Origin of the sequence: Pseudomonas sp. MPFS (assembly GCF_022537035.1) — a bacterium.
Classification (GTDB): domain Bacteria; phylum Pseudomonadota; class Gammaproteobacteria; order Pseudomonadales; family Pseudomonadaceae; genus Aquipseudomonas; species Aquipseudomonas sessilinigenes.
This window is the reverse complement of record NZ_CP066123.1, coordinates 299,370-322,130: the sequence shown is the minus strand read 5'-3', so window position 1 is coordinate 322,130 and position 22,761 is coordinate 299,370. Positions and strand designations below refer to the sequence as shown.

The following is a 22,761-nucleotide window of genomic DNA, read 5'->3' as shown; positions in this document are numbered from 1 at the left end:
GCGCGCAGCGCCCGCATTGGGGGGGGGGCAGGCCCGCCAGCGGCCACAGGTTACTTCTGCGAGCCGTCGTCGTGCTGCAGGTTGGCCTGGGTCAGGTTGCAGCCCGCCGGCACGCTGCGGGTCAACCAGACGTTGCCGCCGATGGTCGAGCCCTTGCCGATGGTGATGCGCCCGAGGATGGTCGCGCCGGCGTAGATCACCACGTCGTCCTCGACGATCGGGTGGCGCGGATGACCCTTCTGCAACTGGCCGTCCTCGTCCGCAGGGAAGCGCTTGGCCCCCAGGGTTACCGCCTGGTAGATGCGCACCCGCTCGCCGATGATCGCGGTCTCGCCGATCACCACGCCGGTGCCGTGGTCGATGAAGAAGCTCTTGCCGATCTGCGCCCCCGGGTGGATGTCGATGCCGGTGGCCGAGTGGGCGATCTCCGAGCTGATCCGCGCCAGCAACGGCAGCCCGGCACCATACAAGTGGTGCGCCAGGCGATGGTGGATCACCGCCAGGATGCCCGGGTAGCACAACAGCACTTCGTCGACGCTGCGGGCCGCCGGATCGCCGTGGTAAGCGGCCAGCACATCGGTATCGAGCAATACGCGCAGGCCAGGCAGGGCCAGGGCGAAATCCTGGATCAGGCGAATCGCCCGGGCATTGACGTCGATATCGCTTTCACCGTTCTGCCGGGCCACGTAGCGCAGCTCCAGGCGCGCCTGGGCCAGCAGGGCGTTGAGCGCCGCATCCAGGGTATGGCCGACGTAGAAATCCTCGCTCTCCTCGCGCAGGTCCACCGGCCCCAGGCGCATGGGGAACAGGGCGCCGCACAGGGCCTCGAGGATCTCCGCCATGGCCGCCCTCGACGGCAGCTCGCGGCCACCCTGCTCGCCGCTGACCCGACCGTTGCGGCTACGCCACTGATCACGGGCATCGCGCAGTTGACCGACGATGGTCTGCAATTGCCAATGGCTGGAACGCTCGCTCACGATAAGACTCCTAGACTCGGGCGGCCGGACTGTCAGGCCGCGCAAACGGCGATCACTTTACGCCCGGTCACGGCCACCCTTAAGAACTAATTGTGCGCACATAAGCACTTTTTTGCATAAGCGAGCAGCGGTTGCCCGGCCAAATATCGCTGCCTATAGTCGTTGCACCTTCCCTGTTCCGTGCGGACTCATGATCAAACAACAGCTCGCCCGTTTCGACCGCCTCGACCTGCTCGGCCACGCCACCGCCCTGGAAAAACTCCAACGCCTGTCGGCCTGGACCGGCCGCGACATCTACATCAAGCGCGACGACACCACGCCCCTGGCCATGGGCGGCAACAAGCTGCGCAAGCTCGAATACCTGGCGGCCGATGCCCTGGCCCAGGGTGCCGACACCCTGGTCACCGCCGGGGCCATCCAGTCCAACCACGTACGCCAGACCGCGGCCCTGGCCGCCCAACTGGGCCTGGGTTGCGTCGCCCTGCTGGAAAACCCCATCGGCACCGACGATGCCAACTACCTGGGCAACGGCAACCGCCTGCTGCTGGAACTGTTCGATGCCAAGGTCGAGCGGGTGGACAACCTCGACCAGGCCGACGAGCAGCTCCAGGCCCTGGCCGCGCGCCTGCGCAGCAACGGCAAGAAACCCTACCTGGTACCCATCGGCGGCTCCAATGCCCTGGGCGCCCTGGGCTACGTACGCGCCGGCCTGGAGCTGGCGCAACAGATCGAGGACAGCGGCCTGCGCTTCGCCGCCGTGGTCCTGGCCTCTGGCAGCGCCGGCACCCACAGCGGCCTGGCCCTGGGCCTGAGCGAAGCCTTGCCGCAACTGCCGGTGATCGGCGTCACCGTCTCGCGTACCGAGGAAAACCAGCGGCCCAAGGTCCAGGGCCTGGCCGAGCGCACCGCCGAACTGCTGGGCGTGCCGTTGCCGCCGAGCTTCAACGTGCAGCTGTGGGACGAATATTTTGCCCCGCGCTATGGCGAGCCCAATGCCGGCACCCTGGCCGCGGTCAAGCTCCTGGCCAGCCAGGAGGGCTTGCTGCTGGACCCGGTCTATACCGGCAAGGCCATGGCCGGGTTGCTGGACGGCATCGGTCGCCAGCGATTCGAGGAGGGCCCGATCCTGTTCCTGCACACCGGCGGAGCCCCGGCGCTGTTCGCTTATGCAGGGGCCTTCAGCTGAAGATCAGAGCAAGGAAATACATCGGCAAAGGCGAGCGCCTTGCGCTCGTGCGCAGCCTGCGGCAGCGGCTGCAAGGGATGAATTAAATATTCTTTTAGGGAATATAAATGTGAATTTATATTATTTTTACATCTATAAAAGAGTACTTATAGTCGCGGCGCAGGCGAATTTGCCGGGAGACGCATACGCTGCATTTAGGGCAGGATGAAACCTGCGTTCCGGCTCATCGATCGACCTGCATTTCCCACTCGCATCGTGCATAAGAAACCACAGGGGCTTGTCATGAATCTTTCCGTACTGCGTCGCAATCTGCTGATTGGCACACTGGGCCTGGCCCTCGGTGCCGGACTGATGGGGCAAGCGGTTGCCGGCGAGCAACTGCAGAAGATCAAGGACGCGGGCGTGATCAACGTCGGCCTGGAAGGCACCTACCCACCGTTCAGCTACGTCGACGAAAATGGCAAGCTGACCGGCTTCGAAGTGGAATTCTCCGAAGCCCTGGCCAACAAGCTCGGGGTCAAGGTCAAGCTGCAACCGACCAAGTGGGACGGCATCCTCGCGGCCCTGGAATCCAAGCGCCTGGACGCCGTGGTCAACCAGGTGACCATCTCCGAGGAGCGCAAGAAGAAGTACGACTTCTCCACCCCCTACACCATCTCCGGCATCCAGGCCCTGACCCAGAAGAAGGACGAGGGCAAGTTCAAGACCGCCGCCGACCTGGCCGGGCACAAGGTCGGGGTGGGCCTGGGCACCAACTACGAGCAATGGCTGAAGGACAACGTGCCCAACGCCATCATCAAGACCTACGACGACGATCCGACCAAGTACCAGGACCTGCGTGTAGGCCGTATCGAAGCCATCCTGGTGGACCGCCTGGCGGCCTTCGAGCTGATCAAGAAAACCAAGGACACCCTGGTGGTCTCCGGCGACCCCTTCTCCCGCCAGGAATCCGGCGTGGCCCTGCGCAAGGGCGAACCGGAACTGCTGGCCGCAGTGAACAAGGCGATCGAGGAGCTGCGGGCCGATGGCACGCTGAAGAAACTCTCGGAAAAATACTTCAACGCTGACGTCACCCAATAATGGAAGCAGGCCTGCAACTGGCGCTGGACTCGGCGCCATTCCTGCTCAAGGGTGCGTACTACACGGTGATCCTGAGCCTGGGCGGCATGTTCTTCGGGCTGCTGCTGGGCTTCGGCCTGGCCTTGATGCGCCTGTCGCGCTTCGCGCTGGTGAGCTGGATCGCCCGGATCTATGTGTCGTTCTTTCGCGGCACTCCGCTCTTGGTGCAGCTCTTCGTGATCTACTACGGCCTGCCGCAACTGGGGCTGGAGCTGGACCCGTTGCCTGCGGCGCTGATCGGCTTCTCCCTGAACATGGCGGCCTACGCCTGTGAAATCCTCAGGGCCGCCATCGGCTCCATCGAGCGTGGCCAGTGGGAGGCCGCCGCCAGCATCGGCATGACCCGGGCCCAGACCCTGCGCCGGGCGATCCTGCCGCAAGCCATGCGCACCGCCCTGCCGCCGTTGGGCAACAGCTTCATCTCGCTGGTCAAGGACACCGCCCTGGCCGCCACCATCCAGGTCCCGGAACTGTTCCGCCAGGCGCAGCTGATCACCGCCCGGACCTTCGAAATCTTCACCATGTATCTTGCCGCCGCTCTGATCTACTGGGTCCTGGCCAGTGTGCTCGCGCACCTGCAGCACCGTCTGGAAGAGCGGGTCAATCGGCACGACCAGGAGTCTTGAAGCCATGATCGTGGTGGAAAAACTGACCAAGCAGTTCAAGGGCCAGACGGTGCTCAATGGCATCGACCTGGAGGTCAAGGAAGGCGAAGTGGTGGCCATCATCGGCCCCAGTGGCTCGGGCAAGACCACTTTCCTGCGTTGCCTGAATTTCCTCGAACAACCCACCAGCGGCCGGGTCCGCATCGGCGACATCGCCATCGACAGCAATGTCCCGCTGAGCCAGCAGCAAGGGCGGATCCGCCAACTGCGCCAGCAAGTGGGTTTCGTGTTCCAGAACTTCAACCTGTTTCCCCACCGCACCGCCCTGGAGAACGTCGTCGAGGGCCCGCTGGTGGTGAAGAAGACCCCACGCGAGCAGGCCCTGGCCCTGGGCCGCAAGCTCCTGGCCAAGGTCGGCCTGGCGGGCAAGGAAGACGCCTACCCCAGGCGCCTGTCCGGCGGCCAGCAGCAGCGGGTGGCGATTGCCCGGGCCCTGGCCATGGAGCCCAAGGTGATCCTGTTCGACGAACCCACCTCGGCCCTGGACCCGGAGCTGGTGGGCGAGGTACTGGCGACCATCCGCGGCCTGGCCGAGGAGAAGCGCACGATGGTCATCGTCACCCATGAGATGAGCTTCGCCCGCGACGTGGCCAACCGGGTGATCTTCTTCGACAAGGGAGTGATCGTCGAACAGGGCGAAGCCAAGGCCCTGTTCGCCCACCCCCGGGAAGAACGCACCCGGCAGTTCCTCAGCAAGTTCCTCACCTCGGCCTGACCCGCCCCAAAACCCCAAGGCCGCTACGCAACCTGCGGCAGCGGCCACGCCAAACGCCACCCTCACCTGTAGCCGCTGCCGAGCAACGCGAGGCTGCGCCAAGGCCCGCAGGGCCTTCAAACCCCAAAATCCACGGCCGCTGCGCGCCCACGCGCAGCCTGCGGCAGCGGCCACACACGCCCGATACCCACACGCCCCATCTCCGCCTGACGTATACGTAACCCTCTTCTATGCATATTCCTATAAGTTAGTTTATTTAATTTTTATCCACGTTTAGGGTATATGCCACCGGACCACCGGACATTCTTGATCCCGATTTCGCCGCATGACGCGGCCTATCCAAAGATGTGAGGTAGGTATGGTTCGGAACACAATCACCCCAGTGCAGATCGCCAGGGCATTGCGTGCAGCCAAGGAGTGGCACTGATGTCCAGTCTGGTAGAAGCACAGGTCCAGAGCGACCTGGACATTGCCCCCCTGTTGTTGCCCGCGCAGGTACTGCTCAACGACGCCCAGGCCTTGCAGGCCGCCCATGAACTGGCCGACGAGGCCCGCCAACAAGCCGCCCAGCGCGACCGCCAGCGCAAGCTGCCCTGGGCGCTGGTCGAGCAGTTCACCCGCAGCGGCCTGGGCAGCATCGCTATCCCCCGGGCCTATGGCGGCCCACAGGTTTCCTACGTGACCGTGGCCGAGGTGTTCGCGATCATTTCCGCGGCGGACCCGGCCCTCGGGCAGATCCCGCAGAACCAGTTCGGCATCCTCAACCTGATCCTCGGTTGCGGTACCGAGCGCCAGAAGAAACAGCTGCTGCAAAGCGTCCTGGAAGGCTGGCGCATCGGCAATGCCGGGCCCGAACGCGGCACCAAGAACACCCTGGAGCTCAAGGCGCGGATCAGCGCCGACGCCGACGGCCATGTGCTCAATGGCCAGAAGTTCTATTCCACCGGTGCGCTGTTCGCCCACTGGGTGGCGGTCAAGGCGCTCAACGACGATGGTCGCCAGGTCCTGGCCTTCGTCCGCCGTGGCACCCCGGGGCTGCGCATCATCGATGACTGGTCGGGCTTCGGCCAGCGCACCACCGCCAGCGGCACCATCGTGCTGAACAACGTGCAGGTGGACTCCGAGCTGGTGCTGGACAACTGGAAGATCAACGAGACGCCGAACATCCAGGGCGCCGCCTCGCAACTGATCCAGGCCGCCATCGACGCCGGGATCGCCCGTGAAGCCCTGGCCGATGCCATTCGCTTCGTCCGTGAACGCTCGCGGCCGTGGATCGACGCCAACGTCGAACGGGCCAGCGACGACCTGTATGTAATCGCCGACATCGGCAAGCTGCAGATCGAACTGCACGCCGCCGAGGCCCTGCTGCGCAAGGCCGGCCAAGTGCTGGACCAGGTCAGCGCGGCACCGGTCACCGCCGAGTCCGCGGCCCGTGCCTCCATCGCCGTGGCCGAAGCCAAGGTGCTGACCACCGAGATCTCCCTGCAAGCCAGCGAGAAACTGTTCGAGCTGGCCGGCAGCCGCGCCACCCTCGCCGAATTCAATCTCGACCGCCATTGGCGCAACGCCCGGGTGCACACCCTGCACGACCCGGTGCGCTGGAAGTACCACGCCGTGGGCGCCTATCACCTGAACGGCACGCTGCCGGCCCGTCATTCCTGGATTTAACCGCCCAGAACGCTTTTGACCAGATCTCTGGAGAAACACATGTCTCTTTCTCAACACGTCGCGGTCATCACCAGCGACGAGCAAGCCCTGATTGTCGCCAGCGACCTGGCGGAAGATTTCAAGCGCGACAGCGCCCTGCGCGATCGCGAGCGGCGCCTGCCGCACCCCGAGCTGGAAGCCTTCAGCCGCTCCGGCCTGTGGGGTATCAGCGTACCCAAGGAATACGGCGGCGCTGGCGTATCCAACGTCACCCTGGCCAAGGTCACCGCGCTGATCGCCGAGGCCGACGCCTCCCTGGGCCAGATCCCGCAAAACCATTTCTATGCCCTCGAAGTGCTGCGGGTGAACGGCAGCGAGCAGCAGAAGCAACGGCTGTACGCCGAGGTCCTGGCCGGCCGACGCTTCGGCAACGCCCTGGCCGAGCTGGGGACCAAGACCGCCCACGACCGCACCACCCGCCTGAGCCGCGACCGCAGCGGCCAGGGTTACCGCATCGACGGACGCAAGTTCTACGCCACCGGCGCCATCTATGCCCAGCGCATCCCCACCTCGGTGGTGGACGAGGACGGCATCCAGCAACTGGCGTTCGTCCCCGCCGACAGCCAGGGCCTGAGCGTGATCGACGACTGGAGCGGCTTCGGCCAGCGCACCACCGGCAGTGGCTCGGTGGTCTTCGAAAGCGTGGCGGTGGACGCCGCCGACGTGGTGCCGTTCCAGAGCGCCTTCGAGCGTCCGACCCCGGTCGGCCCCCTGGCGCAGATTCTCCACGCCGCCATCGACACCGGCATCGCCCGCGCCGCCTACGAAGACGCCCTGCGCTTCGTACGGACCAAGAGCCGGCCGTGGATCGATTCCGGCCACGACAAGGCCACCGACGACCCGCTGACCATCAAGAGTTTCGGCCACCTGAGCATTCGCCTGCATGCCACCGAGGCCCTGCTGGAACGGGCCGGGGAATTCCTCGACCGCGCCCAGGCCCAGACCAACGCCGAGACCGTGGCGGCCGCCTCCATCGCCGTGGCCGAGGCCCGGGCCCTGAGCACGGAGATTTCCCTGGCCGCCGGCAGCACCCTGTTCGAACTGGCCGGCAGCCAGGCGACCCTGGCCGAGTACGGCCTGGACCGCCACTGGCGCAATGCCCGGGTGCACACCCTGCACGACCCGGTGCGCTGGAAGTACCACGCCGTGGGCAACTACTACCTCAACCAGCAGAACCCGCCACTGCGGGGGACCATCTGATGAGCGCCCTCGCCCCCACCAAGAAGAAGATCCTGCTCAACGCCTTCAACATGAACTGCGTCGGGCACATCAACCACGGCCTGTGGACCCACCCACGGGACACCTCCACCCAGTACCAGAGCCTCGAGTACTGGACCGAGCTGGCCCAGTTGCTGGAGCGCGGGCTGTTCGACGGGCTGTTCATCGCCGATATCGTCGGGGTCTACGACGTCTACCAGGGCTCGGTGGACGTGACGCTCAAGGAATCGATCCAGCTGCCGGTCAACGACCCGCTGCTGCTGGTCTCGGCCATGGCCGCGGTGACCCGCAACCTGGGGTTCGGCCTCACCGCCAACCTCACCTACGAGGCGCCCTACCTGTTCGCCCGCAGGCTTTCCACCCTTGACCACCTGAGCCGTGGCCGGGTCGGCTGGAACATCGTCACCGGCTACCTGGACAGCGCCGCCCAGGCCATGGGCCTCAAAGAGCAGATCGAGCACGACCGCCGCTACGACCAGGCCGACGAATACCTGGAGGTGCTGTACAAGCTCTGGGAAGGCAGTTGGGAAGACGACGCCGTGGTCAACGACCGCGAGCAGCGCCTCTATGCCCGGCCGGACAAGGTGCACAAGGTCGAGCACCAGGGCGAGTTCTACCAGGTCAGCGGTTATCACCTGTGCGAGCCCTCGCCCCAGCGCACCCCGGTGCTGTTCCAGGCTGGCAGTTCGGAGCGCGGCCTGGTGTTCGCCGGACGCCACGCCGAATGCGTGTTCATCAGCGGGCAGAACAAGGCCGCGACCAAGGCCCAGGTGGACAAGGTCCGCGCCAGCGCCGTGGCCGCCGGGCGCAATCCCGAGGACATCAAGATCTTCATGGGCCTGAACGTGATCGTCGGGGCCACCGAGGAGCTGGCCTGGAAGAAGCACGCCGAGTACCGCAGCCATGCCAGCGCCGAGGCCGGGGTCGCGCATTTTTCCGCCTCCACCGGCATCGACTTCGCCCAGTACGAACTCGACGAACCGATCCAGTACGTGAAGAACAACGCCATCCAGTCGGCCACCAAGCACCTGCAGAACAACGACTGGACCCGGCGCAAGCTCCTGGAGCAGCACGCCTTGGGCGGGCGCTACTTCACCGTGGTCGGCTCACCGCAACAGGTGGCCGACGACCTGGAATCCTGGATTGCCGAGACCGGCCTGGACGGCTTCAACCTGACCCGCATCGTCACCCCGGAAAGCTATGTCGACTTCATCGACCTGGTGATCCCGGAGCTGCAACGACGCGGGTCCTACAAGACCGCCTACGAGACCGGGACCCTGCGCGAAAAGCTCTTCCACCAGGACCGCAAGCTGCCCGCTCGCCACACCGGCGCGGCCTACCGCCGCTAACGGCATCGCGGGCAAGCCGGATCGCCGCCCGCTCGCTCCTGCAGAGGCATGCGCAGGAGCGAGGCTTGCCCGCGACAAGACCGTAATACCCCCAAAAACCTCGATGCACTGACTGGAACCCAAGACCATGAACACCAAGCTCCCGCGCCATCCGGTCAAAGCACTGGCCCTCGCCCTCGGGCTCTTCGCCAGCAGCGTCTTCGCCGCCGAACCGCCACTCAAGGTCGGCACCACCGCCGCCTTCGCCATTCCCCTGGAGGCCGCCGTCGCCGAAGCCGGCAAGCAAGGCCTGAAGGTGGAACTGGTGGAGTTCAGCGACTGGATCGCGCCCAACGTCAGCCTGGCCGCCGGCGACATCGACGTGAACTACTTCCAGCACATCCCGTTCCTGGAAAACGCCAAGGCCGCCGCCGGTTTCGACCTGGTGCCTTTCGCCCCGGGGATCATCAACAACGTCGGCTTGTACTCGAAGAAGTACAAAAGCTTCGACGAACTGCCCCAAGGCGCCAGCGTGGCCATCGCCAACGACCCGATCAACAGCGGTCGCGGCCTGCAGCTGCTCGCCAAGGCCGGGCTGATCAGCCTGAAGCCGGGGGTCGGCTACAAGGCCACCGAAGACGACATCATCGCCAACTCGAAAAAGATCAAGATCCTCCAGGTCGAGGCCGTGCAACTGGTGCGTGCCTACGACGACGCCGACCTGGTCCAGGGCTACCCGGCCTACATCCGCCTGGCCAAGACCTTCGATGCCGGCTCGGCGCTGCTGTTCGACGGCCTGGACCACAAGGAGTACGTGATCCAGTTCGTGATCCAGCCCAAGAGCAAAAACGATCCGCGGCTGATCAAGTTCGTCGATATCTACCAGCATTCGCCCGCCGTGCGCGCCGCCCTGGACCAGGCCCACGGCAAGCTCTACCAGGCCGGTTGGGAAGGTTGAGATGACAGTCGCCACGCATAAGCTTGCGCTCCCCGAACCCGAACCCCAGAGCGCCGAACGGACCGAGCTGCATCCGGACCTGAACCGCGCCCAGGTGCGCTTCATCGGCCTGGGCAAGACCTACCAGGGCCAGCAGGGTCCGGTCCAGGCCCTGCACGGCATCGACCTGGCGATCCAGCGCGGCGAGGTGTTCGGCATCATCGGCCGCAGCGGCGCCGGCAAGTCGTCGCTGATCCGCACCATCAACCGCCTGGAACGACCCAGCAGCGGCCGGGTGCTGATCGACCAGGTGGACATCGGCGAATTCGACGAAGACCGCCTGGTGGCCCTGCGCCGACGCATCGGCATGATCTTCCAGCACTTCAACCTGATGTCGGCCAAGACCGTGTGGCACAACGTCGAGCTGCCCCTGAAGGTGGCCGGGGTGCCCAAGGCCCAGCGCCAGCGCAAGGTCCGTGAACTGCTGGAACTGGTGGGCCTGAAGGACAAGCACCAGGCCTATCCGGCGCAGCTGTCCGGCGGCCAGAAGCAGCGGGTGGGGATCGCCCGCGCCCTGGTCCACGACCCCGAGATCCTGCTGTGCGACGAGGCCACCTCGGCCCTGGACCCGGAAACCACCCAGTCGATCCTCGGCCTGCTGCAAGAGATCAACCAGCGCCTGGGCCTGACCATCATCCTGATCACCCACGAGATGGCGGTGATCCGCGATATCTGCCACCGGGTGGTGGTCCTGGAGCGTGGGGGCATCGTCGAGCAGGGCCCGGTGTGGAAGGTCTTCGGTGACCCACAGCACGAGGTCAGCAAGACCCTGCTGGCCCCCTTGCAACATGAACTGCCCGAGGAGTTGCGCCAACGCCTGCGCAGCCATCCCGAAAGTGCCGCAGCGGCCGTGGTGCTGAGCCTGCGCTTTACCGGCGCGCAACGTGACGAGCCGGACCTGGCGGCGCTGTTCAACGCCCTGGGCGGGCGCGTGCGGCTGCTGCAGGGCGGGGTCGAGCGCATCCAGGGCCATGCCCTGGGCCAGCTGCTGCTGGCGGTACAGGGCTCGTCCCTGGGCGCCGAGGAACTGCGCCAGCGCGCCAGGCACTGGGCACAACAGGTGGAGGTGCTGGGTTATGTGGTTTGAACGTTTGCTCCAGGGTGCACTCGACACCCTGCTGATGGTCGGCGTGTCGTCGTTGATCGCCCTGCTGGCGGGGATTCCCCTGGCGGTGATCCTGGTCACCAGCGGCAAGGGCGGGATCTACCAGGCCCCGGCGCTGAACCGGGCGCTGGGGGCCTTCGTCAACCTGTTCCGCTCGATCCCGTTCCTGATCCTGATGGTGGCGCTGATCCCCTTCACCCGGCTGATCGTCGGCACCACCTATGGGGTGTGGGCGGCCGTGGTGCCGCTGACCATTGCCGCCACGCCGTTCTTCGCGCGCATCGCCGAAGTCAGCCTGCGGGAGGTCAACCACGGGCTGATCGAAGCGGCCCAGGCCATGGGCTGCCGACGCTGGCACATTGTCTGGCACGTGCTCTTGCCCGAGGCGCTGCCGGGGATAGTCGGCGGCTTCACCATCACCCTGGTGACCATGATCAACTCCTCGGCCATGGCCGGGGCCATCGGGGCCGGCGGGCTGGGGGACATCGCCTACCGCTACGGCTACCAGCGCTTCGACAGCCAGATCATGCTCACGGTGATCGTGTTGCTGGTGCTCCTGGTGACGGCGATCCAGCTCGGCGGCGACCGCCTGGCCCGGCGCCTCAACAAGCGCTGAGCCGCTTCGCGCACCTGAAGGCCCTCTGGGCCTTGGCGCAGCCTCGCAGGCCCGGCAGCGGCTTGTATCTCGACTATCGCGTTTACACACGCGATAGTTCTCGACTGATCATCGAGGAAGAGGAATGAAGCCGGGCAGCGGCTAAGGCCTTGAGCCTGCACTGTAGATTGAGCTCCTCCTCTTCAACCTCACTCGCTAAGTCCGAACGGTATCCTGAGCCCTGCATCGCACGGTAGCTCGCATCAACAAGGCTGAGACCGAGTGATGGATGATCCTCAACCCGCGCATACGAGGAAGAGAATATGTCTAACGTCATCGGGATCGATATCGCCAAGAACACATTCGATGTCGCCACGCCTCTGCCCAACGGCAAGTACCGCACACGCGGCAAGATTCCCAACAATGCCGAGGGCTTCGCCCAGCTCGACCAGTGGCTCAAGTTGCATGCGCAGCCCGACGCCAGGGTCGTCATGGAAGCCACCAGCGTTTATCACGAAGCCCTGGCAGAGCACCTGTACCACCAGGGTTACGAAGTCATCGTGGTCAACCCAGCCCGGGTCCATTACTTCAAGAAAAGCGAAGGAATCAACTACAAGACCGACAAGGTGGACGCCAAGTTGCTGGCCGCCTTTGCCCAGGCCAAGCACGAGTCACCCTTGACGCCCTGGGCGCCGGAGCCTGTGGCGATCCGCCGGCTACGGGTCCTGCTGCGACGCCTGGACGACCTGCAGGAGATGCTGCAGATGGAACGTAATCGCCAGGAAGTGGCGGATACGGTGGTTCAGGAATCGATCCAGTCGCACATCAGCCACATCGAAAAAGACATCGTCCAGACCCGCCAGATGATCAAGCAGCATGTCGACGATGATCCCGACTTGCGGGGCAAACGGGATCTGCTGTTGAGCATCGACGGTATCGGCGAGAAGACCGCGTCAGTGATCCTGGCCGAACTGGGCGATCTCAAGGAGTTTCGTAGCGCCCGGGCCGTAGTCTCGTTTGCGGGGTTGAATCCGCAGTTGGCCGAATCCGGCAAATTCAAGGGCCGCACGCTGATCAGCAAGGCTGGTTCGGGGCGTATCCGCCGAGCGTTGTACCTACCCAGCATCACCGCCATGAACATGAGTGAGCCCCTCATGGCGATGAAAGAGCGGCTGCGCGCCAAGGGTAAAGCGGGCAAGCAGATCGTCTGTGCGGTGATGCGCAAGATGCTGCACATCGTATTTGGCGTGCTGAAATCGGGCCATCCTTATGACCCGAAATTGGCGCTTGCCCGGTAACGGGCAAGACGGTATCTACAAGCGCGTACCCACAAGACCCGCTTCGTGTCGCCGCTGCCGCAGACTGCGCAGCGCCCGCCAACCTTGCCTTTGCACCGGTGTATATTGAGCCGGTCCCCATCACGCCGTCCTGCCGCCATGAAACTTGCCCCCGACGATCTCGACACCATCACCGCCACCACCCTGGGCCACTACAACCAGGTGGCCGAAGGCTTTCGCGAAGGTACCCGCGACCACGACGTCAGCCAGAACATCGACGCCCTGCTGCGGCATATCCAGGGCACGGCGCCCTTCACCCTGCTGGACTTCGGCTGCGGCCCGGGGCGCGACCTGCGCACCTTCACCCGCCTGGGCCATGTGGCCGTCGGCCTGGACGGCAGCCAGGAGTTCGCCCGGATGGCCCGGCAAGACAGCGGCTGCGAAGTCTGGCAGCAAGACTTCCTCAAGCTCGACCTGCCAGCGGCACGCTTCGACGGGATCTTCGCCAACGCCGTGCTGTTCCACGTTCCCGGCCAGGAACTGCCCCGGGTACTCAAGCAACTGCATGGCACCTTGAAGCCCGGCGGGGTGCTGTTCAGCTCCAACCCCAGGGGCGACAACCAGGAAGGCTGGAACGGCGACCGCTACGGCGCCTACCACGACCTGGCGGCCTGGCAGGCACTCCTGACGGATGCCGGATTTGTCGAACTGGAGCACTATTACCGCCCTGCCGGATTGCCCCGGGAGCAGCAACCGTGGCTGGCCAGCGTCTGGCGCAAAGCCTGAGGCCACAGCCTGCCGCCGGACGGCTCAGGGCTGGCGCGCGACCTGATACTCACGCACCTCGCCGTCCGCCAGCAGCGCCTTGATGCTCTGCCCCGGCAACCTCACGCCCTGCACTTCACGGGCTTGGGAGTCGAAATTCGCCAGCAGCCGCGAACCGTCGGCAAAGGTGGTCTGCTGCACCTGGCGGTCCGCCGTCAGCCAGCGAAAATCCGTGAGGGCCTGGGTGCCCAGGCGCTGGTGCAAAGGCCGGAAAAATGCATCCTGGCGGACCATCGGCGGCAGGCGCTGGCGCAAGGTGGCGGCACTCAGGTGATACAAGGGCGGCACGTTGTAGAGCAGCTGGGCCAATTCGTTCTCGACCCGCACATTGCTCAATTTGAGGCTGTCGAACAGCCAATGGTGGCTGGTCACCAACGACCCGTGGAACACCGCCTGGTACAACGGCACACGTGTCGCCGGTGCGAAATACACCGTGCGGTAGGGCTCCTTGAGCGGCGCGCTCTTGAAGAACACCGCTGGCTGCTCCGGCGGGTACCAGTTGCCCAGGTAGTAGGGCGACTTCACCTCCTTGCTCATCTGCTCATCGCCCCAGCCCATGACTGGGGTCTGCATGCCATGGGCGAACAGCACGCCGCCGGCCGTCACCCCATTGCCGTCTTCGGAACCGCTGACCAGTTGCTGCTGCTCGGCAATCCAGCGCGAAGCATCGATATTGCCCTCGGCGTTCTGCGCCTGGGTCATCGGCCTCTCGGCGCGGTAGCTGTCGAACAGCATGCCGGTGGCGTAGGCATCGAGGAACCAACTGTTGAACCCGACCCGGGCCTGCACGGCCTTGACCCGGGCCTCCAGCAGTGGCCTGACGCAACGGGGGTCGGTGTAATGCCCGGACTGCTGGAAACCGCTTTTGAGCTGGCCGTTTTCCAGCACGATCGCGCACTCGCGGTTGGCCCGCGAGCCCAGGTGGGCGGTGCTCCAGTCGGGGTTTTCATTGCTGCGCAACGCGGTCTCGTAGGAGTCGTAGGGCGCCACCAGATACCCCGCAGCCACCCCGGCCCGCACCGCTTCGGGGTGCCAGAGCCCGCCCTCCCAACCTTCGCCGAGGCCTAGCCACAAACGGCTCAGCCCGGCCGCCTGCAAACGCTCCATGGTCGCCAGCGACAGGCTGCTGCCCCAACGCGCCGGGTCGGTGTTCAAGGCCTTGGCGAAGACCTTGGCCATCTGCGTGCGCAGCTCGCCGTAACCCTGGGCCAGGGCTTGCATGTCGGGCTCGTCAGCGCCCTGCCAGCCCAGGCGGGCCTGCTGGTTCAGCGCGCTGTTGAGGCTGCGCAGCAAGGTGGTGCGCTGATAGGCATCCAGGTTGGCCGCGGACGCCTTGAGGATCTTCGCGCTGTCCTTGTCCAGGCCGGCCCGCAGCTTCATCGCCAGCGGCTCGTTACCCTGCAAGTCCTGTAGCAACTGCGGCCAGTTGCGCACATCGGCGTCCCCCAGCAGATCGTTGCCCCACAGATAAACATGACTGGCCCCCAGCAACCTGCTGCCTTGCGGCGTGCGCGCCAGCTTGGCCTCCAGGGTCTCGTAGCGCCCGTTGTCGATCAGCCATTGACGATAGCGCTTGGCGCCCGCCAGCAGGTCGGCGTCCCCCAGGTACAAGGTCATGGTCAGCGGCGCATCGGGTTCCAGGCGGGTGAACTGATGCTGCCCCGTCAGCGCCATGGCCGGCCCTTCGGCGCTCAGGCTCAGGCGGTTGTTATAGGGTCGGGTCAGCAGCCAGCTCAGGGTGAAGGCGCCGTGATCCAGGGTCCACAGCGGCAGGCTCAGGTCCTGGGTACTGTTGACCTCGCCCTGGTCCAGTAGAAACCGTTGCCAGCGCAGGTCCCCCGTCGGTACGTAGTGCCCCTCGGCCAAAGGCCAGACCAGCCCCCTGCCCATGGCGCTGGCCGGCTGGCGCAGGAACGTCAGCGAGCCCGGCTCCCGGGCCTGGATGGAGAACACCAGGTCGCGCTGGCGCAGGGTCGCGCTAAGGCTCCAGGCGCCATCGTCCCATTGCCAACTCAGCTGCTGCGGCGTCTGTTGCAAGACGCTGACCCGGTGGCTGTCCACACCCGCCGAGGCTTGCACGGCCGGCTGACCGGCAGGGGTCACGCGAATCGCCAGGGTCGCCGGATCGATCTCGACCTGCCACAGCGAGTTTTCCAACAACGGCTGGGCCAGCGCCCAGGGCGACAGCAGCAGGGCGGCGGCGAGTAACAGGCCACGAAGAGGCCGGGCAACGCAGGACATGAGCAATCTCTTCTCCAATGAATGTCCAGAGTGTAAAGCCAAGCGCAGCCCGTCCCGCCGGCATCCGGGAAAAACCCTGTGCGCAACACGCGCAGGGCCCTGCCTCAACCGGCTTCTTTCTGCGGTTCGCGAATCCTGTACCAGGCCACGTACAGCGCCGGCAGGAACAGCAAGGTGAGCAAGGTGGCGACGATGATGCCGCCGATCATGGCGTAGGCCATCGGCCCCCAGAACACTTCCCGGGCGATGGGGATCATCCCCAGGCTGGCCGCCGCGGCGGTCAGCAGGATCGGCCGCCGCCGGTGGTGGGTGGCTTCCAGTACCGCATCCCAGGGGTCGTAGCCGGCCTGCTCGTACTCATCGATCTGGGTCACCAGGATCACCGAGTTGCGGATGATGATGCCGATCAGCGCCAGGATCCCGAGAATCGCCACGAAGCCCATGGGCGTCCCCGTCGGCACCAGGGCCAGGACCACGCCGATCAGCCCCAGGGGCGCGACACTGGCCACCAGGAACATCTTCTGCACGCTGTGCAGCTGGATCATCAGGAAGGTCGCCATCAGGAACAGCATCAGCGGCACCACCTTGGCGATCGGCCCCTGGGCCTTGCCGCTCTCCTCCACGGTGCCGCCAGTGGCCACCGTGTAACCGGTCGGCAGGCCAGAGGCGAACCTGTCGATGGTCGGCTTGAGCTGCTTGACCAGGTCGGTGGGCTGGATCCCATCGCGCACCGCCGCCTTGATGGTGATGGTTGGCTTGCGATCGCGACGCCACACCAGGGGCTGCTCCAGTTCATAGCGCACGCTGGCAAAAGCCAGCACCGGGATCGAGGTGCCGCTGGGGGTGACGATCTGCAGGTTCTGCAAGGTATCCGGCGAACCGCGCTCGCTGTCGTCGGCGCGGCCGACCACCTTGATCAGGTAGATGTCGTCATGCACCTGGGTCACGGTGGAGCCGCTGACGATGCTGTTCATCAGCTGCGCCACGTCTTCCGAAGACAGGCCCAGTTGCCGCGCCTTGTCCTGGGCGATGTCGATGCGCAGCACTTTGCCCGGCTCGTTCCAGTCGTAGATGATCTCGCCGACGTGGGAATTCTTATCCAGCTCGGCCGCCAGGGCGATGGCGTGCTTGCGCACCTGGTCGATGTCCTTGCCGCTGACCCGGTACTGGATCGGCCGGCCCACCGGCGGCCCCATCTCCAGGGCCTGGACATAGCTGCCGATGCCGACGAAGTCCTGGCGCAGGCGCTTTTGCAGACGCTCGATCAAGGCCCCGCGCTGCTCCAGGCCCTTGCTGACGATCACCAGCTGGGCGTAGTAGGGGTTCTGCAATTGCTGGTCCAGCGGCAGGTAGAAACGGATCGCGCCTTCGCCGATGTAGGTGCTCCAGCGCTCGATGTCCGGATCGTCCTTGAGGGTCGCCTCCAGGCGATCCACCGCCTTGCGGGTCTCGTTGATCGAGGCGTTCTGCGGCAGGTTCAGGTCCACCAGGATCTCCGGCCGGTCCGAGGACGGGAAGAACTGGTTCTGCACCAGGCCCATGCCGAACACCGAGGCGACGAACAACAGCACGGTGATGCCGATGGCCCACCAGCGGTTGCGCATGGCCCACAAGAGGCCATTGTTGAAAGCCCGGCCGATGCGGCCTGGCTCCTCGGAGTGGGGTTTGACGTCGGTGCTCAGGATATGCACGCCGACCACCGGGGCGAACAGCACCGCGACGACCCACGACACCAGCATCGCCACCGCGATCACCGCGAACAGGGTGAAGGTGTATTCCCCGGCGGAGCTGGCGTTCAGGCCGATGGGCACGAACCCGGCCACGGTCACCAGGGTCCCGGTGAGCATCGGGAAGGCCGTGGAGGTGTAGGCGAACGTCGCCGCCTGCTCCTTGCTCTCGCCCTTCTCCAGGCGCGTGACCATCATCTCCACGGTGATCATCGCGTCATCCACCAGCAGGCCCAGGGCGATGATCAAGGCCCCCAGGGACACCCGCTGCATGGTGATGCCGCTGTACTCCATGAACAGGAAGACCATGGCCAGCACCAGCGGGATCGAGCAGGCCACCACCAACCCGGCACGAAACCCCAGGCTGATGAAGCTCACCACCAGGACGATCACCACCGCCTCGAACAGTGCGCTGGTAAAGCCGCTCACCGCCTCTTCCACCACCTCGGCCTGGTCGGAGACCTTGTGCACGCCGACGCCCACCGGCAGGTCGGCGGTCAATTGGTCCATGCGCGCATGCAGGGCCTTGCCGAAGTCCTGGATATTGCCGCCCTTCTTCATGGCGATGGCCAGGCCAATGGCCGGCTGGCCGTTGAAGCGGAACATCGGCGTCGCCGGGTCGACATAGCCACGGCTGACCTCGGCGATATCCGCCAGGCGGTAGAAGCGGTCGTTGAGCCGCAGGTTGACCGAGGCCAGGTCCTTTTCCGAGGCGAACTGCCCCGAGGTGCGCACCGAGATCCGCTCCGGCCCGGCCTCGATCACCCCGGAGGGGGTCACCGCATTCTGCGATTGCAGGCTTTGCAGCACCTGGCGCTGGTCGATCCCCAGGGCCGCCAGCTTGCGGGTGGAGAAGTTCAGGTAGATCACCTCGTCCTGCTCGCCGACCATCTCCACCTTGCCCAGGTTCGGCACCTCGCGGATCTGCGCCCGCACCTGCTCCACGTAGTCGCGCAGCTGGCGCATGCTCAGGCCATCGGCGGTGAAGGCATAGATGGAACCGAACACATCGCCGAACTCATCGTTGAACCCGGGCCCCTGCAAACCCTGGGGAAAATCGCCACGGATGTCGTTGATCTTCTTGCGCACCTGGTACCAGATGTCGGGGATGTCCTTGCCGCTGGTGGTGTCGCGCAGGTAGACGAACACCGTCGACTCGCCGGGGCGGGTATAGCTCTTCACGTAGTCCAGGGAGTCGAGTTCCTCGAGCTTCTTCTCGATGCGGTCGGTGACCTGCTTGAGGGTTTCCTCCTGGGTCGCGCCGGGCCAGCGGGTCTGGATGACCATGGTCTTGATGGTGAAGGACGGGTCTTCCTCGCGCCCCAGGTTCATGTAGGAGAACACGCCCATCAACAGCGCCACGAACATCAGGTACCAGACGAAGGATTGATGCCTGATCGCCCACTCGGACAGGTTGAAGCTCCCTTTGCTGGCGGGCGTCATTGTGCATGGTCCTCATCGATTTTGACTTTCTGCCCCGGCTTGAGGCTGTTGACGCCAGCGCTGACGATCCGCTCGCCGGGCTGCACGCCCTGGCTGATCAGGACCGAATCGTCATCGCGGCTCAGTACCGTGACCTCACGGGGCGAGACGGTCAGGGCCTTGGGGTCGATGACCCAGATCCGGCTCTTGCCATCCACCTGTTGCAACGCACTCAACGGCAGCTCGGTGCGCGGCGCGATGGCCGAGCTCAGGGTCACGCTGATGGCGGTGCCCAGGCGGAATGCCTCGGGGGTGTCCTTGAGGGTCAGGCGGGCCCGGCGGGTGCGGGTCGCGCTCTGGGCCTGGGGTTCGATCTCGCGCACCGTGGCGCTGGTACCGATGCTCGGGTCCAGTTGCGCCGCGACCTGGAACACCACGTCCGCCGGCAACTGGTCCACCAGGTTCGCCGGCAGGTCGATCACCGCTTCCTTAACCTCCGGCCGGGCCAGGGTCACCACCTGCTGGCCGGCGCTCACCACCTGCCCGGCCTCGGCCTTCCAGGCGGTGACCACGCCGCCGTGGTCGGTGTGCAACTCGCTGTAGCCGAGCTGGTCCCGGGCCTGCTGCACCGAGGCCTTGGCCTGGGCCAGGGAGGCGCCGGTGGTCTTCATGTCGGTCTGGGCCAAGTCCAGCTGGGCCTGGGCCCCGACCCCACGGTCGAACAGTTCCTGCTGGCGCCGGGCGTTGGCCTGGGCATTGATCCACTGCGCCTGGACCCGGGCCAGGTCGCCCTGGGCCGCACGCAACTGGTTCTGCTGGTCGGTGGGGTCCAGGGTCGCCAGCAAGTCCCCGGGGGCCACCTCGGCCCCGACGTCGACATTGCGCTTGGCGATGCGCCCGGGCACCCGGAAGCCCAGGTTGGTTTCGTAGCGCGCCTGGATATTGCCGGCAAAGCGCCCCAGGCTTTCCTCGGACTGCGCCGTCACCTGGATCCACAGCACCGGGCGCACCGGTTCCGGCGGTGCGTCGTGCTTGGAGCAAGCAGGCAGCAGCACAGCAGCGCACCACAACAAGGCCAGGCGCTTCATGGCTGCTGCTCCTGGCCGGTGGTCTTGCCGGCGATCTCCACTGGTACACCCGGATACAGCAACTGCCCGCCGGCCACCACCACCTGCTCGCCGCCCTCGAGGCCTTCGCTGATGATCACCTTGCCGGTCAGGTAGCGCCCGACCTTGACCTTGTGCAACTGCGCCTTGCCGTCGGCGCCCACCAGCCATACCGCCGGATCGCGCAAATCCTTGGCCAGGGCCGACCAGGGCAGCACCACGCTGGCCTTGGCATTGGCGCGCGCGGTGGCGCTGACCACCGAACCCAACTCCATGCCCGCCGGCAGCGAATCGAGCCTGACCTTGACCTGCACCGTGCCGCTCTGGGCCGAGACCACCGGGGTCACTTCGCGGACCTTGCCGGTGGTGGTCACCTTGGGGTTGTCCAACAGGGCGATGTGGATGGTTTCCTGGCCCGGTGGCTGCATCACCAAAGACTCATAGACGTTGAATACCGCATCGCGCTCGCCGTCCTGGGCCAGGCTGAAGATCGGCTGCGTCGCCTGCATCACCTGGCCGACCTCGGCCTGGCGGGCGGTGATCACCCCCGGGACCTCGGCCACCAGCGCGGTGTAGCCCAGTTGCTCGCGGGCGTTGGCCAACTGGGCCTGGGCCGCGCTCAAGGCGCTCTGGCTGCTGTGCAGGGCGGCCTGGGCCGAGTCGTATTCGCTCTGGCTGGTGTAGCCCTTGGGCAAGAGTTTCTGCTGGCGGACGAACGCGGCGCTGGTCTGCTTGACCCGCGCCTGCTCGGCGAACACCGCGGCACTGGCCGAGTCGACGTTGGTCTGCAGGTCCTTGGGGTCGAGCCGGGCCAGCACCTGGCGGGCCGCGACCCGGTCGCCGACGTCCACCATGCGCTGGATGATCTTGCCGCCAACGCGAAACGACAGGTCGGTCTGGACCCGTGCCTGCACGTCGCCGGTGAGGGTCACCGACGCCGCGAACTCGCTGCTCTGCACTTGCTGGACCCGCACCCGCGGATGATTCTTTTCCGTGGGGTGCTCCGCCCCGCAACCAGCGAGCAAGGCCAACAGGCAAAGCCCCACTCCCCACTTCGTATCGAGACCAGCCATGCAGGCTCCTTTTGCTTGATCGATGCGCCGTGACGTTTACGACTGTGAGCTTAGAACAGGGTTCCACCCTTGTACTGCCCGCCGCAGCCCAGGGTCTGGAGATCGTCCACTTGAAGGCCCTGCGGGCCTTGGCGCAGCCTCGCAAGCTCGACAGCGGCTACAGGTTCGCCTCGTGTCGCCGCCGCAGGGATGGCGCGACAAGAGCCATGGGGATTGGGCACACTGCGCGGCAGGCAAAGGAGATCCGGCATGCTCAAGACCCTGGCGGTGGCCAATTACCGCTCCATCAACAAACTGGTGATTCCCCTCGCTCGGCTGAACCTGATCACCGGCGCCAACGGCAGCGGCAAATCCAATCTGTACAAGGCACTACGCCTGCTGGCGGAAACCGCCCAGGGCGGGGTGGTCAACGCCCTGGCCGGCGAAGGCGGTCTGGACTCGACCTTCTGGGCCGGGCCGGAAACCATCAGTCGACGCATGAGCCGGGGCGACGTGGCAGTCCAGGGCGGCCCACGCAAGACGGTCAAGCGCCTGCAACTGGGCTTTGCCAGTGAAGATTTCGGCTATGCCATCGGCCTCGGACTACCCGACTCCAGCGGGCATTTCATGCTTCCCGGCCACAGCCTGCCGATTCCATCGCGCTTCACCCTCGACCCCAGCATCAAGCGCGAAAGTATCTGGGGCGGTGCGCTGTATCGGTCGGCCAGCGTGCTCGTGGATCGCCAGGGTCCGATGGTAAGGGCTCGCGACGGGCGACAGTGGGAAGTACTGACGCAACACATCTCCAGCGGCGACAGTCTGTTCGACCAAGTGGGCAACCTGCGCTCATCGCCGGAAGTCTTGCACCTGCGCGAGCAGATCCGCGGCTGGCGCTTCTACGATCACTTACGCACCGACAGCCAGGCCCCCGCGCGCCGAGCGCAACTAGGTACCCGCACCCCGGTTCTGCACCATGACGGCCGGGACCTGGCGGCGGCCTTGCAAACCATCATCGAGGTCGGCGACCAACAAGCCTTGCACGACACCATCAGCGATGCTTTCCCGGGTTCCAGCCTGGAGATCGATGCTGTACCCGGAGGCTTGTTCGAAGTGCGTTTCCGCCAGGAAGGCTTGTTGCGCCCACTGTCGGCGGCGGAGCTGTCGGACGGCACCCTGCGCTACCTGCTGCTGGTGGCGGCCCTGCTGACCCCGAGACCGCCAACGCTGATGGTGCTCAACGAACCGGAGACCAGCCTGCACCCCGACCTGCTACCGGCGCTGGCGCGCCTGATCATCCGTGCCTCGGAGCAGTGCCAGGTGTGGGTGGTGTCCCACGCCCGGCGCCTGATCGCGGCCCTGCAGGAAGACCCGGAATGCAACTGCATCGTGCTGGAAAAGGAACTGGGCCAGACGGGCATCGTCGGCCAGCGCCTGCTCGACGAGCCCGCGTGGTACTGGCCCGATTGAGCAGCCCCCAAAGCATCACGGGCAAGCCTCTC

Annotated in this window: 18 protein-coding genes; 13 read left to right on the top strand and 5 right to left on the bottom strand. The window is 65.6% G+C overall.

Annotated elements, in window-relative coordinates; all coding sequences use genetic code 11:
* Positions 1-50: 50 nt before the first annotated feature.
* Positions 51-977, bottom strand: coding sequence for a serine O-acetyltransferase EpsC (epsC, locus tag I9018_RS01365; RefSeq protein WP_068580140.1), 927 nt, complete (start codon positions 975-977; stop codon positions 51-53).
* 190 nt (positions 978-1,167) lie between these two features.
* On the opposite strand from epsC, the gene I9018_RS01360 reads away from it, so the two are divergent.
* The 12 genes from I9018_RS01360 to I9018_RS01305 all read left to right on the top strand — a co-directional run bounded on the left by I9018_RS01360 (position 1,168) and on the right by I9018_RS01305 (position 13,675).
* Entirely contained in the window at positions 1,168-2,163 is a 996-nt protein-coding gene (locus tag I9018_RS01360) for a D-cysteine desulfhydrase (RefSeq protein WP_241108557.1), read from the top strand.
* Positions 2,164-2,445: 282 nt separating this feature from the next.
* Entirely contained in the window at positions 2,446-3,243 is a 798-nt protein-coding gene (gene tcyJ / locus I9018_RS01355; RefSeq protein ID WP_068580138.1) for a cystine ABC transporter substrate-binding protein, read from the top strand.
* Complete coding sequence (gene tcyL / locus I9018_RS01350) at positions 3,243-3,908, top strand: cystine ABC transporter permease (RefSeq protein ID WP_022644179.1); 666 nt, start codon at positions 3,243-3,245, stop codon at positions 3,906-3,908. Before tcyJ ends, tcyL begins: the two co-directional genes overlap by 1 nt.
* 4 nt (positions 3,909-3,912) lie before the next feature.
* A complete protein-coding gene (gene tcyN, locus I9018_RS01345; protein WP_053132714.1) occupies positions 3,913-4,662 on the top strand; it encodes an L-cystine ABC transporter ATP-binding protein TcyN in 750 nt (249 codons plus the stop codon).
* A 426-nt stretch (positions 4,663-5,088) separates the two neighbouring features.
* Positions 5,089-6,330, top strand: coding sequence for an SfnB family sulfur acquisition oxidoreductase (locus tag I9018_RS01340; RefSeq protein WP_241108556.1), 1,242 nt, complete (start codon positions 5,089-5,091; stop codon positions 6,328-6,330).
* 39 nt (positions 6,331-6,369) lie between these two features.
* Positions 6,370-7,569 (top strand): SfnB family sulfur acquisition oxidoreductase, encoded by a 1,200-nt coding sequence (locus tag I9018_RS01335; RefSeq protein ID WP_124345485.1) that lies wholly within the window; start codon positions 6,370-6,372, stop codon positions 7,567-7,569.
* Positions 7,569-8,936 carry an LLM class flavin-dependent oxidoreductase gene (locus I9018_RS01330; RefSeq protein ID WP_068580136.1) on the top strand — a complete coding sequence of 456 codons (1,368 nt, stop codon included), beginning with the start codon at positions 7,569-7,571 and terminating at the stop codon, positions 8,934-8,936. The genes I9018_RS01335 and I9018_RS01330 overlap by 1 nt, the downstream gene beginning before the upstream one ends.
* Before the next feature lie 127 nt (positions 8,937-9,063).
* Positions 9,064-9,873 (top strand): MetQ/NlpA family ABC transporter substrate-binding protein, encoded by an 810-nt coding sequence (locus I9018_RS01325; protein WP_241108555.1) that lies wholly within the window; start codon positions 9,064-9,066, stop codon positions 9,871-9,873.
* Between the two features lies 1 nt (position 9,874).
* The gene (locus tag I9018_RS01320) at positions 9,875-10,999 is read left to right on the top strand and encodes an ATP-binding cassette domain-containing protein (protein WP_068580133.1); all 1,125 of its coding nucleotides are present in this window, start codon (positions 9,875-9,877) and stop codon (positions 10,997-10,999) included.
* Positions 10,989-11,633 carry a methionine ABC transporter permease gene (locus I9018_RS01315; RefSeq protein ID WP_241108554.1) on the top strand — a complete coding sequence of 215 codons (645 nt, stop codon included), beginning with the start codon at positions 10,989-10,991 and terminating at the stop codon, positions 11,631-11,633. Before I9018_RS01320 ends, I9018_RS01315 begins: the two co-directional genes overlap by 11 nt.
* Before the next feature lie 302 nt (positions 11,634-11,935).
* Positions 11,936-12,910: a transposase gene (locus I9018_RS01310; protein ID WP_241106977.1), complete on the top strand. Its 975-nt coding sequence runs from the start codon at positions 11,936-11,938 to the stop codon at positions 12,908-12,910.
* Between the two features lie 138 nt (positions 12,911-13,048).
* A complete protein-coding gene (locus I9018_RS01305; protein WP_241108553.1) occupies positions 13,049-13,675 on the top strand; it encodes a class I SAM-dependent methyltransferase in 627 nt (208 codons plus the stop codon).
* A 24-nt stretch (positions 13,676-13,699) separates the two neighbouring features.
* Here I9018_RS01305 and I9018_RS01300 read toward each other — a convergent pair whose 3' ends face one another.
* From I9018_RS01300 to I9018_RS01285, 4 genes are all read right to left on the bottom strand, one after another.
* Positions 13,700-15,955, bottom strand: a complete 2,256-nt coding sequence (locus I9018_RS01300) for a glycoside hydrolase (protein ID WP_241108552.1) — start codon at positions 15,953-15,955, stop codon at positions 13,700-13,702.
* Positions 15,956-16,059: 104 nt separating this feature from the next.
* Positions 16,060-19,125 (bottom strand): efflux RND transporter permease subunit, encoded by a 3,066-nt coding sequence (locus I9018_RS01295; protein ID WP_241108551.1) that lies wholly within the window; start codon positions 19,123-19,125, stop codon positions 16,060-16,062.
* Positions 19,122-20,192: an efflux RND transporter periplasmic adaptor subunit gene (locus tag I9018_RS01290; RefSeq protein WP_124345479.1), complete on the bottom strand. Its 1,071-nt coding sequence runs from the start codon at positions 20,190-20,192 to the stop codon at positions 19,122-19,124. The genes I9018_RS01295 and I9018_RS01290 overlap by 4 nt, the downstream gene beginning before the upstream one ends.
* The gene (locus I9018_RS01285) at positions 20,189-21,283 is read right to left on the bottom strand and encodes an efflux RND transporter periplasmic adaptor subunit (RefSeq protein WP_241108550.1); all 1,095 of its coding nucleotides are present in this window, start codon (positions 21,281-21,283) and stop codon (positions 20,189-20,191) included. Before I9018_RS01285 ends, I9018_RS01290 begins: the two co-directional genes overlap by 4 nt.
* A gap of 249 nt (positions 21,284-21,532) precedes the next feature.
* Here I9018_RS01285 and I9018_RS01280 point away from each other — a divergent pair, with 249 nt between their 5' ends.
* Entirely contained in the window at positions 21,533-22,729 is a 1,197-nt protein-coding gene (locus I9018_RS01280; RefSeq protein ID WP_068580121.1) for an AAA family ATPase, read from the top strand.
* Positions 22,730-22,761 lie beyond the last annotated feature (32 nt).